This is a genomic window from Adhaeribacter swui (assembly GCF_014217805.1).
Lineage (GTDB): Bacteria > Bacteroidota > Bacteroidia > Cytophagales > Hymenobacteraceae > Adhaeribacter > Adhaeribacter swui.
The window spans coordinates 52,305-66,959 of sequence record NZ_CP055154.1 but is presented as its reverse complement, the minus strand read 5'-3'; the positions used below and the strand labels follow the sequence as shown (position 1 = coordinate 66,959).

The following is a 14,655-nucleotide window of genomic DNA, read 5'->3' as shown; positions in this document are numbered from 1 at the left end:
ACTTGGCAGAATAGAAAAGGAGGTCTAACGCAGTTAAACAAATGAACTATGCCGCTTTTCTAGACCAACTCCAGAAACAATATATAAAGATAAAGTGATGGCGTAGCTAACGCAACGGTGTGGTTCGTTGCCGACTTCCATCACTTCATACTTGGTTGTTTTTAATGGAATTTGCCAAAGCCGTATATCGTTAATGGAATAAAATTTTAGAGATCGCTTTACTCACTAAATTGCGGCCTTCGGTACTAAGCGTGGTATTTTGGTAGGGGTTAAGAGCCAGGGATTTTTGAATAAGGTGAGTGCCATTTATCTGGTCACCCAAATGAAATTTAACTAAACCATCCAAGCAAACCAATCCGGCATCCTGACTACTGGTGCGGGTGGCCTTCTTTAAGTAAGTAGCAGCCGTTTTATAATCCTGTTTTTGATAATAAATCTCAGCCAAAGCTTTACATACATCTATATTATCAGGACGTCGTTTGTATTCTTTCATGGCGTAAACAAGGGCTTTATCAGGGTCTTTGCCTAATTGCAGGTGGATGTTGGCTAATTCTAAGTCTACCACGTGACCAGCAGCCTGATCTTCTTCCAGCCCTTCTAGTAATTCTTCCATGGTAGCTTTAGCTTTAATAATTTTATTTTGTTGTTGGTAAAGCCGGACCAGTTCTTCTTGAAAAGAAAATTCCGGAATAATGCCTGCAGCCTGCGTAAATATTTGTTCGGCGGTCTGATAGTCTTTTTGTTTAACAGCTAAACGACCTAAGCCGCCCAAGGCAAAAGCGTAATTGGACGATTGCGCCAAGGCTTTGTTATACTGCGCTTCGGCATTTTTTAGGTCGCCGGTCTTTTCGTACAAACTGCCCAAGGTTACCGTAACCCAGGCGGTTTGTTCTAAACCGGGAAAGCCGGCATCTATGGCTAGTTGCATAGCTTCGATAGCGCCAGGCATATCGCCATGGATTTCGCGCAAGTACGATACCCGCGAGTACGATTTCAGGTCTGGCCGTAAGGAAGCCATTTTATCCGCCATAACAATAGCTTCTTCGTAATGGCCTAATTCTACGTTAGCATCGCATAATACCCCATAAACAGCCGCGCCTTGGTTATTAATCTGTAAGGCGGCTTTCCCAGTTTTCAGGGCCGCTTCAAATTGGTGAAGCGATAATTGGATGGTAGCTTTGGCCACGGTAGCCTCGTATACCAATACCTGATCATCCGGTTCTCGGTCCAAAATTTCTTCCACTAACTGGAGAGCCGCCGGATAGTAGTAAGGGTGCTCGCCGGTAATGCGGGCTTCCTGCATGTAGGCTAAAGCCAATAACAATTTACTTTTTAAATCGCCGGGCTTCTCGCGTAGTTTGCGCTGCAAACCCTGGATCGCGGCTTTTGTGTTTAGCCACTCACTTGTGGTTGAAATAGGCCCTTGGCGTTCGCGGAGCGGCGGAATAGGCTCCGAAACATTCTGGTATTTTTGAAAGAGTACAATGCCTGTTACCACCAATAATACTAGGCTAGCCGTATAGAAGTAGTTTTTTTTCATAATAACGAGTCATATTTTTTATTGAATAAAGGTCAGGCACTTTGCCTGACCTTTATTCAATAATTATTTTACTTAGAAACTACAAATTTTAAGGTTTGGTCAGATTGTGCGCCGTTTACCACGCGGGCGTAGTAAATTCCCCCTTTGTACTTGCTTACATCTACCGATACCTCGTATGTACCGGCAGCTCTTGGTTCCTTATTCACCGGAGTGGCTACTAAGTTGCCGTTCGCATTGTAAATATGTAAGCTTACATCCGAAGGTTGCCCGATGTGGTACCGGAAGGTAGTTTTATCCCGACTCGGATTAGGGAAGCCTTCTAGTTGTTTCAGCATAACATCCGGCGTGCCTAAATTCATGCTGGCTGGTGCTTGGTAGGGAGCTACGCTGGCGCTTGGACTAGGGTCAATGTTGCCACTGCCATTCTCGTTGCCGTGGCCGCCGTAGGAAAACCCTTCCCAAGGTTGGGCTTCAAACGGAAATCTGCCAGGAAGGGGAGCATCGTTTTTCTCGACACCGGTAGTAAAGGTTAAAACGTTTACTAAATTCTGGGTAGCCAAACTAGCTGGGGTGCGATAATCGGCTAAAACCAGTAAGCTTTTCTCCGAACCCGGACACGGATTACCTAAAACATTACGGTTTACCGGTATCTGATAGTTGGGTTCAAAGTCGGTTAACCGGGCTGCGTAATAAGTGCGCACGATTTCGGTCACATCTGTCTGGCAACTAGCATCAAATTTAAAATTATCGTAACTGCTGCCTTTACCCGTACCAAAAGTTGCGGAGCGGATGTCGGTGATAATGGTTCCGGCCGGTGGGGTAATGAGGATAGGATCGCTGTTGTGTTGTTGTTCCACGTCGCCAATTACTCCTGCTCCGGCTTTTATATCATAATCGTCGTAGCCTAAACCAATTGCCGCTAATACAACGCCGCTTACGGCTTGCAATTCAATGCGTACCACGTCATCTTCTAAACGACGTCCGTTCGGGAAGCCATCCATATTCGGAATGAACTGGACAAACTTGGTTTTATTCCACCGCGGGTCCGTTAAGCCTAGTACGGCGGCTTGTATTAAACCTAAACTGCTAAAGTCCGGCGATTCACGGGTAGTGACCGGGGTGGACATATTAACCCGGAGCATATCGCCGAAGGTAGGTAAAAAGTTATTGATAAATGGTTTACCAGCAGCCAACGGATTACCATCCTTTTTACCGGTAGCTAGTTGGTAAGGTGGAAGGTTGGGTACACCCGTCATGAAAATGGGCAGTAAATCTACGGAGCGGGGTTCGTTATCACGGAGTAAATAATTACCGAACAATTTAGTATCTAGGGCGGTACCTTTAGTAGCGGGATTGCCTAACAAAGAATATAAACCATCGGCTCCGTTCCGGAAGTCATACTTACCCAGTGATTTGGTTTGAATACGCAACGGCGCTAAACCCGGCACCGCTTTCCCGAATTTTGAATCATCCATGTACAGCGCCAGCTCCGGATTAGTAAAGTATTGCTCAAATTCTTTAGAATCTTTATTAGAAGAAACTCTATTCCATTCGTCTTTTCTACCAATCGGAATGATAACTTCGTTCGTGAGCGGCATACCTAAACGGGAAACCTGCACGTATTCGCCTTCGTGTTTGTCTTCACCATTGCTATTACGTACGGTAATTTTCCGTCGGCTGGACGAAGCCCAAACCCCGATAATAAAATCAGGATCCAGAATGCTCCAGGCCTGACTAACTTTCTGGCCTTCTTTATTCAACATTTCGATGGGAATGTCCATGGCAATGGTGTGCACATTTAATCTTTTTAAGCCGTCCACCGGTTTGTTCGACCGGACGTTACCTAAATCTTCAATGCCGCCAATATCCACAAAAAACGGATCGTCTACCGGGCCGCAAAAAACTTTTTCGCCGGTGCTAGCCGTCATAATAGCACCTTGCATCAGTTTATCGTAGTTGCTGTTTAAACCAACGGCACTTTGAATACTGCGTGGGCCTACATTGTAAGGGGGTACTACACCATTGCTGATGATGGTGGTAAAACTTTTACCACCATCCGTACTTTTTTTACAAGTATAGGTGTTTTTCTGGTTTTGCTTCCCTAACCGGATGTAAAAGTGAGTAGTTGGGTCTTCGTTGGTTAATTTAAACTCAAACCGGTACAAGATATCATCTTCTTTCTTACTAGCATCGTTTTTAATGTGGATGTCGTAAGCAATGTGCTCCCCAAAGCTGTAAAAGTTAGGAGCACCGTGCGGATGTTGAAAAGGAATATAATTGGCAATTAATACCATGTTGTTTTTGTTCCGAGGGTTGCGGAACGCATACACGTCGGTATTATCGGCCAGCGGATCATTGGCAATGATGGGCGCTTCCCGGTGACTGGAAGATTCCAGGTAATTGTAACGCGTCGCAAATACGGATAGGGAGGCCACAGCCGCCACTACCAGCCCGGATTTCAGCAGGCCAGACTTGGTAAACATTTTCATAAGCTTGTTTTAAAGTTTACTAGTTGTAAAGAAATGCAGGAGATTAAATAATCGATTGATTATTAACGGAATGTAAAGAGCTTATACGAAGTAGCTTTGTTGCTGGATTGCTTCGTTTAGGAAAATAGTTATATAAATTATTTAAAAATTAGAAAATAGGGATTTCTGACTCAAGAATGCAGATTTTGGGAAGTGAGCTGCTTCTAAAAATTAGAAAATATTCTCTCTTGGTGTTGCTTTTTTTAAGTCTGGTTCGGAAATAGGTTGACCAATTAGTCTCCGTAAACGCCTGTTTTCCTGGGACAATAACCAACTATCTTATATAAAAGTACTTATAGCCTTATGTGAAATGATCTAACTAGATAACGCTTCAAAGTTGATTATTCCCAGATATAGATATTCTAAGCTCCTTCTCCTGGAAAACCAAGGACCTCCTAGACTTCGTAGATCATACCATTATTTTTACTTCCGTTCTGTTTGAATTGTTGATCCGGACTCCCTACGAAACTAAGAGCCCAAGGGACCACATACTCGCTTTTACATAGTTGTATTTTATTTAAGAATCATGTTTATGAAACAAACGCTACTCCTAATTTTTGGCTTGTTACTCTCTCGTTTCGTTGCTTATGCGCATTTGGGCGGTAGCATTACGGGAACAATCGTGAACAACACAAATGATCAGCCCTTGTCAAACGTGGCCGTTACTCTTAAAGGCCTCCAAAAAATTGTTTATACCAATACCTTAGGGAAATACCGGTTTGATAACTTAGCGGCCGACATCTACCAGATAGAAATTTCGCACCTAGGATATGTGCGGCAAACCCTTAGCGTAGCCGTCCAGGAAGATCAAGCCTCGCTAATAGTTACCAAACTATTACCTACGGCCATTGAGTTGAGCCAAGTAACTATTTCCTTGCCGCAAACCGAAGACCAGCAATTAATTAGTAGCCTCGATATTAAACTTCGGCCCATTACTAATTCCCAAGAAATCCTCCGGCTGGTACCGGGATTATTTATCGGCCAGCACGCTGGTGGAGGCAAAGCTGAGCAACTCTTTCTCCGCGGCTTTGACCTGGATCACGGCACCGATATTCGCTTAAGTGTGGACGGCATGCCGGTTAACATGGTATCCCACGCCCACGGCCAAGGGTACGCCGATTTACATTTTGTGATTCCGGAACTCATTCAGAACGTCGAATTCGGTAAAGGCCCTTATCAAGCTAGTCAGGGTAATCTAGCTACGGCTGGTTACGTTAACTTCAAAACTCGGAGCACCATCGATAGCAATATGGTCAAGCTGGAAGCCGGCCAATATGATTCTTACCGGAGCGTCGGTTTGTTTGATTTACTGGGACAACGGGGAAAAGAAAAACAACAATCCGCCTATATTGCTTCGGAGTATTCTTTTTCGAACGGGTACTTTGATAATCCCAAAAATTTAATCGTTTGAATTTATTCGGTAAATATCACGGGCATCTCTCGGAAGCAACCCGGCTAACGCTTACCGGATCCACTTTTTATAGTAAATGGAATCATTCCGGCCAAATTCCGGACCGAGCAGTAGCAACCGGTCTCATTGGCTATTTTGGTTCTATTGACCCCAATGAAGGGGGAGAAACTAGCCGCACGAATCTGAATGCGGAGTTAGTCACGGTAACTCCGAACAATAGTGTTATTAGGCACCAACTATTTTACGGCAAATATGATTTTGAACTCTATTCTAACTTTACCTTTTTCCGGGCAGATTCTATCAATGGGGACCAAATTCGTCAAAAAGAAAACCGGCATTTATGGGGCTACAATGGTAGCTTTACCAATAATATAACAGTTGGTAGCAAAGAATTAACTACTACGGTGGGCATCCAATACCGACAGGATCTAACCAAGGAAACGGAGCTCTCTCATACCAAGAACCGCAACAAAACCTTAGAACAATATCAATTCGGTAACATCCACGAAATCAATGCGGGCATTTACGTCAATGAAACGTTACCCTTATCTCCCCGTTTTACCGCCAATGCTGGCGTCCGCATCGATGTCTTTCGCAACCAGTACGAAGACTTACTATTCAATCCTGCCAGTAAGGCGCAGGCCTCGACGACTATTATTTCGCCTAAGCTGAACTTATATTATACGCCTTCCGCACAACTGCAAATTTATTTAAAATCGGGCAAAGGCTTTCACTCCAACGATACCCGAGTGGTAGTCCCCCAGAATGGGCGCCGGATTTTACCAGCTGCTTACGGCAGTGATTTGGGAGTTATCTGGAAGCCTTTTCCTAGGTTACTGGTAAATGCGGCTGCTTGGTACTTGTGGCTGGAGCAGGAATTTATCTACGTGGGGGATGAAGGAGTGGTAGAGCCTAGTGGTCAATCCCGGCGCCAAGGAATTGATTTCTCCTTGCGGTATCAGCTTACCAATTATTTATACCTCGATGCGGATGTAAGTACGGCTAAGCCGCGCGCATTAGGTGAAACGGAAGGCCAGGACTACTTACCCTTAGCACCTGTTTTAACTTCGGCCGGTGGACTTAGCTGGCAAGGATTAGGTCGGTTTAGTGGTTCTTTACGTTATCGCTATATGGCGGACCGGCCTGCTAATGAGGATAATTCTTTAGTTGCGAAAGGATATTTGGTGAGTGATTTACAAGCAAATTATAGCTTTAAAAAGCAGCAGATAGGATTATCGGTGCAAAATCTGTTCAACAATCGCTGGAAGGAAACGCAATTTGCCACTGAGAGCCGTTTGCTAACTGAAACCGCACCCGTTAACGAAATCCATTTTACACCCGGAACCCCCTTCTTTGCCCGTTTAAGCTGGAGTTTGTTTTGGTAAGTAGATTAGTCAATTTTTTTCAGAACAGGTCTAGAAATTGTAGGACGAATCATAAGTCGTAATTTCTCCAAAATGACCATTTTTCTGAGATTGCATTTAAGTTATTTTACATATAAGTTATTTTACATAAATGAACTTATATGTAAAATAACTTATTCTTGCTCCCTGATCTTGTAGTATTTGGCCTAGTACGCTAGATAGTAAGATGTAAAATAAAATATTGATTATCAGTGACTTTTACAACTGGACTCCGTACGCTAGCGTATGGTCTTGTTCCAGGTGGTCCCTTTATTGGCGGTGGTGTTACTGGTTTTGCTCAGTACAGTGGCCTCTTTTGTGCTCATTCAACAAGGATTAAGAAGTCATTTTGGAAAGCAAATCAAACTTCTAAGAAGACCTTCCTTGCCGCACTTGCGCAGACGAAATGCTTTTAAAAAAGTCCGTTTCCATCCCGGTCCAGGGCGCTAATATCGATTAAGTCCAGGTAAGCGGATAAGCTAAAAACATTAATAAAGCCCCGAATCAGAATTAAGTCATTGCCCGGAATTTTTTGGGTTACCTCCACAAATAATTGTTGGACATAAAATAAATGATAGCTATAAAAAGCATCCTGCCGAGAAGCTAAGTAAATGCCTTTCTGACTTACCAGCTCCGCGCGTTGTTCGATGTTTTTATGATGGAAAGTAACCAGGTTCATGGCGAGCAGTTCAAAGGGAAAGAATCAAAAAAGTGGGCAACGGATTTCTCCCGCTAAGGGCATCTGGGCTTGATCGAGTAAGTGTAACAGGTGATCCGTTAATTGATCCAGATCGTAGTGGATTCGCTGCCGGACCCGGGCATTCGGTTCTTTGTGGAGCAGGTACTTGAGAAATAAGATGTTATGAATGCACTCCTTTTGGGTCAAGGATTCCACCGGCTGGAATAAATGCCAGGTTAAGGGTTCCACCGAATACAAGAGCGTTGTCATCATCATTAACCTTCCTAAACTTGTAGGACTTATTATATGCTTACTCCCCCTTGGTTTTTGGTTGTCTATATTCCCCTAAAATCCGTATTTTATGCAAAAAAATAGTAACTTAATACCAGGTACGTATGGAAAAACGGGTGATTTTAATTCTTCTCTCCTCTACTTTAGGGAAGAGGTTTTCAGGCTGAGTGGAAGGGCTGCTCCTGTTAGCCAGGTGAGTGCTTGCTCGGGATTAAAAAAGTTTTGAATTAAATAGATGGGCGATTCACTGGTTAAAACGTGTTGTTGGACCTGTCTAATCCGGCAACAGGTTGACCAACCTATCTCCGGAAACGGCGGAATAAAAATAAAAAAAAACTTGATGGTAGCAGGTCTTTTTGGCAGAATAGCTATCTCAAAGTAGCATCTAATTAATCAAGTTCAAGTTATGGTTGATGAGATGAGATGAGTTAAATAATACTGTATTCTAGTACATAGTCAAGTTATATTCTTATGATTTATGTGTGTTTTAGCAAGCAAAAAAGCTATAGCATTCTATTGGCTTTTGCCGCGGTAGCTAGGCCTTACTTTTCTCCTCAAGGAAAAAGTAGGCAAAAGACTCAAGCCGCCACAAAACTCGCGATGAGTCCTTAGCTTTTGTGCAAACTAAGTATATTCTGATAGGGAAGACATTTAAGCTGGAAAAAGCAAGTGGCAGTTAGTTTGGCCTTTCACCAAGCTAAATCGTTATTTTTTTCGTCGGAAAAGCCCAATAACACTCGCAATCAACACCAACCCAATTGCCAGCTTAAAGAATATTTTACGAGGAGAAGTTCGTTGAGTGCTTTGAGCCGGTAATCCATCAAATAGCAATTCACCATTAATTACGGCTAGCACCAGGCGCACTGTTTGGGTAGGGGCATCCCACTGGGGAAAGTGGCCGCAATCATTAAACCAATGCAGGTGAGCGTCGGGAAAAGCAGCTAAAGCCCGAGTGGCTTGCCGGGGAAGACAAACTCGGTCCTGCCGGCCCCAGCCAATAACCAATGGTTGCTTAATGGTTCCCTGAGGAGCCCCTTGTTGCCGCTCTCCGTGAGCTAATTGGTCTAATAGTTCATCAAAAGAAGGGGAGCTGGCAAAAGTGCGCATCTCGTCGCCTACCAAGGTCGCCGGTAATTGCCAGGGATGAGCAGAAAACTGAGCCAATAGGGCCGTACGGCCAATGGGGTTTCCCAGGAGGGTTGGCATAACCGGTTGCAATAACCGCACTAGGCGCACGGAAGTAGCCACTGAATAATAAAAAAAAGGTATCTCCCAGCCCCGCCAAAATCCGCCGGGGTCCAAGGAAACAACGGCGCCTACTATTCCCCCGCGTCGAGCTAGCTCTAGTACCAGACGGGCACCCATGGAACTACCTACCGCATCAATACCCAATAAATCTTGTTTTTTCAGAAAATCTGTAACGGCATCAGCCAGAGTACGGATAGATACTTCCCCGAGCAAAGCAGGGGTAGCCCCGTGGCCCGGTAAGTCAACGGCAATAACTTCCCGACCCGCTTCAACTAGGGCATTCATGATAAGAAGCCAGGAACGCGAGCTACCGCCAATTCCGTGAATAAGTAATAGCGGCTTACCGGTGCCGCGACGAATGCAGTGCATGTTCATAAAATAATGGAATTAGGAGCTATGACGTACTAGCTTAGGACTATTTACGGAGTCCGGGACAGTCAAGTTGGTGTAGCAGTTGATAAGCGCAAGGAAGGATCATTACTACGAAGGGCCTCTTCCTTGCAGTCGGTAAACGATAGTCCTGTTAAGTTTATTCTCCTTTAAAATTACAATGTTAGTTTATCAACTAGCTTAATGGTAAGTAGCCGTGCTTTGTCTGTCTTGTCCGGATATAGGTTGACCAAACGTCTCGCGAAACGACGGAATATTGGGATGCAAAAAGACCTGGTACTACCAGGTCTTTTGTGTGCTTTATTTGTCTTAAATAAGCATCTCCTCAATCATGTTTTTATTTTGAATGATGAGAAGTGTTCTTGATACTACTTTCCTAGTTAAATAATGAGGATCAAGCCAGAGGAATAAATAAGTGAAACAGTCCTACTTATTGCTACTTCTTAGAGAAATAATAAACTACTCCCACCTGTAAAACCCGATTTTGGCCATCATTAACTTGCGCTACCACTTGCCCATTAGCATCATAATCGGTATAGGAAAGAATGTTGTTGAAACCGTAACTGTACCGCGCTTCTAAGTCTAAGGAAGGTTTGATTTTATAACTGATTCCAGCCGCAACCGCCAAGTCAAATTTATTGCAAGCCGCGGTAATGTTTTTAGGATTATCCCCGAAGTTTTCGCGCCCATAGACTAAATAGCCTAATTCTGGTCCTAGCACAAAAGAAAACTTAGGGGTAAGGTGATAACCAGCTAATAGAGGCAGATTAAGATAATGGTACTCATCAATACCCTTGCCTCTAAAAAAAGCATTATCCAGCGCGATGGTAGTTCCTTTTAAAGAATAAAGCAGTTCGGCTCGTCCAAAAAGCTTTGCATTAAATTCTTTTTGCCATAAAGCTCCCACGTTAAAGCGAACTTTCGTTTGATAATCGGCACCTCTGGATTTCTGAAAATCCACATTTGTCAGGTTTACTCCTCCTTTAATACCAAAGGAGGTTTGACCATAGCTCCAGGCAATATTGCCCAATAAAAAGCCAACCAATAAGCAGCATTTTTTCATAAGATAGAGAAGAGTTTTCCTCCTAACGTGAAACATCTTACTTCTATATAGAATGCTACAATATTTATTTTCTTGGGCCAAGAAGATAGAATAGCCAGTAGTAAATAGACTCTGGTTACTCTAACTTTCCTTTATGCGTTAAATGAACTTGTTCTTTTCGGGCAATAACTGCTTGAACAAAAAGTAAGTTAGGGCAGCAACCATCCCCCAGGAGCTAATATCGATTAAGAGTTTATAGGTAAGTAAACCTTCTTGGAAAGGATTGTAGTGGAACCCGACCAAGTAATGTACTACCTTCACGATTATATAAGTTACAACAAGATGAGTAAAGCCAAAACGGCTATAATTAAATTTCATACTAATTGTTGTTAGAGGAGATAGTTAAAGGTGCTGATTTTATATGATTTATCCTTACAGATTCAATAAAATATTACAGTAAAGATACTGCTTCAATTTTGTCCCATAATCGCGATTATGTAAAATACGAGGGTTCTGAGGAAGGAATATTTAAATATTTTAGTAATTTGTGAAGCAAAGGTTTCCTATTGAGAATTTTATAGCATATCGGTTTCCGCAAAGGTTCTTGTATACTATATTAAATAACTTTTATCTGCTGCTCTATCCATCTTTTTTGAATTAGCGAGTGCATGCGTCGTTTTCGTGTAAGTAAGCTCTTTAGTATTATAAGCCTGCTTTTGTTACTTTCCTGTGAACAGGAGGAAGAACCCCAGAAAATACCCTCCTTAGACTTAGCTAATCTCCAGAGTATTCGTATTCAAACGCTCGTTAAATTTGTCAATGCGGACACCCTTAGTCAGTTACCTGTTTACTATCAGATAACCGATAAGAATGGCTTGACCAGTTATAACCCACCTAAAGGAAGCAAAATTCAGCTTTTTGCCAACGGTGTTTTGCAGCCTGATAACCAGTATTTTTCCAGCAAGCAGCCACAAACGGTTATCCTGGAAGCCCAACTGGGTGATTTACGGAGTGCGGCTTACCCGATAACCGCCCGTCCGGCAAAGACGTATCCGGTGGTCAAGTTGCCGCTCATTTTTCACCTGCCCACTGATGTAGATTACCCTGATTTAGATATAACCTTATCAATGATGATGAAGGAAGTCAATAAGATGTACCGCAATCGGCAGGATAGCCTTAACCCAAATGTAGCCGATGCCTATATCGAATTTTATCTGGCTACCCAAGATCCCCAAGGTCACCCACTAGCTCAAGCGGGCCTTAATCGATTAGAGTATTCCATGCCTAGTACAGTGGATTCAGCAAAAGCTAAGGCCACCTCCATATTACATAGTTGGTGCATCAAGAATTACTTAAACATTATTGTGGGGGTGAACTGGTTCAAAAATGCCATACCGGAAGGTTACTCCGCTAGTTTTTCGCCTGGAATTATAACTGATTCAAATAATTCATCTTGTGAAGAGATCAATAAACAAATTGCCCCTGATTATGCTATTCCAGCAGTCTATATTCACGAAAATGCCTTTGTAGCGGGGGTAGTAGCCCATGAACTGGGTCATTTCCTGAATTTAAAGCATCCCTTTGATACCGGTTGTTCCGAGTCACCGGCTCCTTCTTTTGGTAATATTCAGGATACACCCCGCCATCTGCCACCAGATCCAAAGAGCCCGAGTGACTTAAAAATTGATTGTCAGGGTTTGCCCTTCCGTTCCACTAATGTTATGGATTATTACAACAAACAAACTTCCTTTACCCGGGATCAGGTATCCTTTATGCGCCAGACTATTGACCATCCGTATTATTTGCCTATTCCATAAAAAACCGGTATAATGATTTTTAATAAAGTTCATTTAACAAAGTACTCTAGGAAGATTGCATAAATTTATCCTTATAACTAATGTTATGTTAAATAGAATAACTTGTATAGACAACATGTAAGGCAGTTGGCCGAAGCATGTAGTATAAATGTAGTAATGGGTGGTAATTTATAATGTTCTGAAGCGGCTACAATATTCTTCATAAGTAGAAGAAGTCTTTATAATATCTCTTAATTCATCATAATACTTCTTTCTTGCAGATGACATGTTTATATAATTTAGCATAGATCCGGCAATCCCACTAACTAAGCCCATTATTAAAACGAAAAATGCTATAACTGGAATGAAAGCCAACGAATCCCAAATGTAAGTTAACCCCATCCCCAGAATGAAAGTTATTAGGCAATATTTGATTAATGCAAATTCGTTCCAAAATTGACTTTTGGGAGCTAAGTTATATAGTGGCTCTACTTGAAATATCTGTTTATAAGAAATGTATTCTTTTTCAGACATTAAATTAGGCTTAGTAAAATGGTATCTAGATACGATAACTTTAACAGCCATAATTATAATTCTTTTAAAAGTTTTTCTAAAGCGATCTCCGAAGCAATACCTTTGATTATACTCTCATGAATATGTTCTAATATGTAATCTACAACAATTGGTCGAAAGCCCATTTTTGCCGAGATTAGCTTACAAATACTAAGTTCCCTTTCACTAATTTCACCATCAATAGCGGACATACAAACGCAATCATAGATTTGGTCTAGCTTTTCTCTGTCATGATTTGGAATATAGAATGCAATATCATCAGGAAAATTGACTACATGCTGAACTATTGATGGATCTAAATATAATTTACTAGCCACTGCAAGCATAAAGTCGAATTCTCTGTTCGTAAAATTGCCATCAGCTAGAGCAATAGAATAAAGATTTTTTAAATGGCTTTTTTTTCTTTTTACTTCACTCGATTCTACAGAATTCTTTAGTTTTTCAAAAAGTCCCATATATTTCCATTTTATTATTAAGCAGTTAAATTAGCATATTGGCTTTAATTACAATTAGGCCATTGCGGACAATCTTTAAGTCTTTGCTATGGTACTATCTTGTTAAGTCAATTAGCAGATTTTTATTTCTTCATCTTTTTAAAATTTCTCTATTATTTCATCATTTGATTCCAAAAGGGGAAATGCATCTAGTAGACGTTGATAAACTAAATCATTAAACAACTCTGTTTTAACACTTTTTGGATTGCCTGGATGCAACTTACGAATATGACAAATAGTAGAGTCTGCTTTTATTTCTTTCCACTTTAAGTAAAAAGCATCATTTATTTTCTGATGAGGTAGCGATTTCTTTATAAAAGGCATAATATCCTTCTTCCAAGTTAAATTCCATCCGGCGTCCACCATTTCTTGTTCGGAAAGCTGCACTAGCTGAGCATTTGGATTTCTTGTAATTTGAATTTGCCCTTGAACTGGCCGCAGAACAGTCATAGTAGCTTCCTGCGGGCGACTATTATCAACTCCTACTATCACATCAGCATTAGCTACGTTTTTGACGTTAATCAAGGCAACATGAAATTGTACTAATACAGAATCTTGAATTCCTTGCGATTGCAGTGCTGCTCCGGCATCGGATATTTGTTTTAAAAATTCCTTAACTTCTCGTGAAGCGCTCTTCGACGCAGAAAGGTTGGTAAGAAAATCTTGTGGCATTATTGGGCGCTGAAATCCAATTGGCATGATCAACAAGTCCTGACTTAATAGAAAGCGGTGCCCACAATCATTTTCAATAAAACTCTTATAACTCTTAACACTTTCGGCTACAAGTCCGAATAGCACGGCATCCCAACTTTCCCCAAAAAAGTGTTGGGCCTCATTCCGGTAAGTGTATAATATTGGTAAACTTTGCCGAGCTTTCAGAAAAGAATTGCCAAGCTTATCGGAGGTCTTATTCAAGCAGTCCGGAAATGTTATGGACCAACCATCCGCTTTTTTAAGCTTTACCTTATTGCGGTGTAGGAAAGCTTTCATGGCCTTTTCCCAAGCAGTAATTATATCTAATACAACTTTTTCGTAACGATGGGACTCATTTACTATATTATGGGTATTAATGGCGCGAACCATAAAACTAATAGAACTATCCAAAAGCGATTTAGCGATATTAGGCTTTCGCTTATTGGAGGTTGGTGTTAAAACACTTTGGCTCGTTGTAATAGTTTGAGTCGTTCCACTGGGGAGAGCTGAATTCATGTAAAATTATTTAAGCATATACAACATAGACGGCTCACCAGGGAACGGTAA

General features: G+C 41.8%; 13 protein-coding genes. 3 read left to right on the top strand and 10 right to left on the bottom strand.

Annotation, left to right across the window (positions count from 1 at the left end; all coding sequences use genetic code 11):
• Positions 1 to 190 precede the first annotated feature (190 nt).
• A complete protein-coding gene (locus HUW51_RS00315; RefSeq protein ID WP_185269915.1) occupies positions 191 to 1,540 on the bottom strand; it encodes a tetratricopeptide repeat protein in 1,350 nt (449 codons plus the stop codon).
• A gap of 68 nt (positions 1,541 to 1,608) precedes the next feature.
• Positions 1,609 to 4,023 carry a DUF4331 family protein gene (locus tag HUW51_RS00310; RefSeq protein WP_394353930.1) on the bottom strand — a complete coding sequence of 805 codons (2,415 nt, stop codon included), beginning with the start codon at positions 4,021 to 4,023 and terminating at the stop codon, positions 1,609 to 1,611.
• 577 nt (positions 4,024 to 4,600) lie between these two features.
• Between HUW51_RS00310 and HUW51_RS24825 the strand changes: the two genes are divergently transcribed.
• Together HUW51_RS24825 and HUW51_RS24820 are read left to right on the top strand one after the other, a co-directional pair.
• The gene (locus HUW51_RS24825; protein WP_317175599.1) at positions 4,601 to 5,479 is read left to right on the top strand and encodes a TonB-dependent receptor; all 879 of its coding nucleotides are present in this window, start codon (positions 4,601 to 4,603) and stop codon (positions 5,477 to 5,479) included.
• The gene (locus tag HUW51_RS24820; protein ID WP_317175598.1) at positions 5,476 to 6,864 is read left to right on the top strand and encodes a TonB-dependent receptor; all 1,389 of its coding nucleotides are present in this window, start codon (positions 5,476 to 5,478) and stop codon (positions 6,862 to 6,864) included. The genes HUW51_RS24825 and HUW51_RS24820 overlap by 4 nt, the downstream gene beginning before the upstream one ends.
• Positions 6,865 to 7,294: 430 nt before the next feature.
• Here the strand turns inward: HUW51_RS24820 and HUW51_RS00300 are convergent, their stop codons facing one another.
• The 5 genes from HUW51_RS00300 to HUW51_RS00280 all read right to left on the bottom strand — a co-directional run bounded on the left by HUW51_RS00300 (position 7,295) and on the right by HUW51_RS00280 (position 10,910).
• Complete coding sequence (locus HUW51_RS00300) at positions 7,295 to 7,561, bottom strand: hypothetical protein (protein ID WP_185269913.1); 267 nt, start codon at positions 7,559 to 7,561, stop codon at positions 7,295 to 7,297.
• Between the two features lie 24 nt (positions 7,562 to 7,585).
• The gene (locus tag HUW51_RS00295) at positions 7,586 to 7,837 is read right to left on the bottom strand and encodes a hypothetical protein (protein ID WP_185269912.1); all 252 of its coding nucleotides are present in this window, start codon (positions 7,835 to 7,837) and stop codon (positions 7,586 to 7,588) included.
• A gap of 720 nt (positions 7,838 to 8,557) precedes the next feature.
• Positions 8,558 to 9,475: an alpha/beta fold hydrolase gene (locus HUW51_RS00290; RefSeq protein ID WP_185269911.1), complete on the bottom strand. Its 918-nt coding sequence runs from the start codon at positions 9,473 to 9,475 to the stop codon at positions 8,558 to 8,560.
• A 451-nt stretch (positions 9,476 to 9,926) separates the two neighbouring features.
• Positions 9,927 to 10,553 (bottom strand): porin family protein, encoded by a 627-nt coding sequence (locus tag HUW51_RS00285; RefSeq protein WP_228466565.1) that lies wholly within the window; start codon positions 10,551 to 10,553, stop codon positions 9,927 to 9,929.
• A 138-nt stretch (positions 10,554 to 10,691) separates the two neighbouring features.
• The gene (locus tag HUW51_RS00280) at positions 10,692 to 10,910 is read right to left on the bottom strand and encodes a hypothetical protein (protein ID WP_185269909.1); all 219 of its coding nucleotides are present in this window, start codon (positions 10,908 to 10,910) and stop codon (positions 10,692 to 10,694) included.
• A 290-nt stretch (positions 10,911 to 11,200) separates the two neighbouring features.
• Between HUW51_RS00280 and HUW51_RS00275 the strand changes: the two genes are divergently transcribed.
• Positions 11,201 to 12,349 carry a M43 family zinc metalloprotease gene (locus HUW51_RS00275; RefSeq protein ID WP_185269908.1) on the top strand — a complete coding sequence of 383 codons (1,149 nt, stop codon included), beginning with the start codon at positions 11,201 to 11,203 and terminating at the stop codon, positions 12,347 to 12,349.
• Between the two features lie 168 nt (positions 12,350 to 12,517).
• Here HUW51_RS00275 and HUW51_RS00270 read toward each other — a convergent pair whose 3' ends face one another.
• From HUW51_RS00270 to HUW51_RS00260, 3 genes are all read right to left on the bottom strand, one after another.
• Complete coding sequence (locus HUW51_RS00270; RefSeq protein ID WP_185269907.1) at positions 12,518 to 12,913, bottom strand: hypothetical protein; 396 nt, start codon at positions 12,911 to 12,913, stop codon at positions 12,518 to 12,520.
• 2 nt (positions 12,914 to 12,915) lie between these two features.
• On the bottom strand, positions 12,916 to 13,356 hold the full coding sequence (locus HUW51_RS00265; RefSeq protein WP_185269906.1) for a tellurite resistance TerB family protein: 441 nt from the start codon (positions 13,354 to 13,356) through the stop codon (positions 12,916 to 12,918).
• A 138-nt stretch (positions 13,357 to 13,494) separates the two neighbouring features.
• Positions 13,495 to 14,604 carry a DUF3644 domain-containing protein gene (locus tag HUW51_RS00260; RefSeq protein ID WP_185269905.1) on the bottom strand — a complete coding sequence of 370 codons (1,110 nt, stop codon included), beginning with the start codon at positions 14,602 to 14,604 and terminating at the stop codon, positions 13,495 to 13,497.
• Positions 14,605 to 14,655 lie beyond the last annotated feature (51 nt).

Excerpts from the sequence above, each read along its gene's own strand:
- HUW51_RS00315 (WP_185269915.1), bottom strand. The coding sequence starts at position 1,540 with ATGAAAAAAAACTACTTCTATACGGCTAGCCTAGTATTATTGGTGGTA.
- HUW51_RS00310 (WP_394353930.1), bottom strand. The coding sequence starts at position 4,023 with ATGTTTACCAAGTCTGGCCTGCTGAAATCCGGGCTGGTAGTGGCGGCT.
- HUW51_RS24825 (WP_317175599.1), top strand. The coding sequence starts at position 4,601 with ATGAAACAAACGCTACTCCTAATTTTTGGCTTGTTACTCTCTCGTTTC.
- HUW51_RS00300 (WP_185269913.1), bottom strand. The coding sequence starts at position 7,561 with ATGAACCTGGTTACTTTCCATCATAAAAACATCGAACAACGCGCGGAG.
- HUW51_RS00295 (WP_185269912.1), bottom strand. The coding sequence starts at position 7,837 with ATGATGATGACAACGCTCTTGTATTCGGTGGAACCCTTAACCTGGCAT.
- HUW51_RS00290 (WP_185269911.1), bottom strand. The coding sequence starts at position 9,475 with ATGAACATGCACTGCATTCGTCGCGGCACCGGTAAGCCGCTATTACTT.
- HUW51_RS00285 (WP_228466565.1), bottom strand. The coding sequence starts at position 10,553 with ATGAAAAAATGCTGCTTATTGGTTGGCTTTTTATTGGGCAATATTGCC.
- HUW51_RS00280 (WP_185269909.1), bottom strand. The coding sequence starts at position 10,910 with ATGAAATTTAATTATAGCCGTTTTGGCTTTACTCATCTTGTTGTAACT.
- HUW51_RS00275 (WP_185269908.1), top strand. The coding sequence starts at position 11,201 with ATGCGTCGTTTTCGTGTAAGTAAGCTCTTTAGTATTATAAGCCTGCTT.
- HUW51_RS00270 (WP_185269907.1), bottom strand. The coding sequence starts at position 12,913 with ATGGCTGTTAAAGTTATCGTATCTAGATACCATTTTACTAAGCCTAAT.
- HUW51_RS00265 (WP_185269906.1), bottom strand. The coding sequence starts at position 13,356 with ATGGGACTTTTTGAAAAACTAAAGAATTCTGTAGAATCGAGTGAAGTA.
- HUW51_RS00260 (WP_185269905.1), bottom strand. The coding sequence starts at position 14,604 with ATGAATTCAGCTCTCCCCAGTGGAACGACTCAAACTATTACAACGAGC.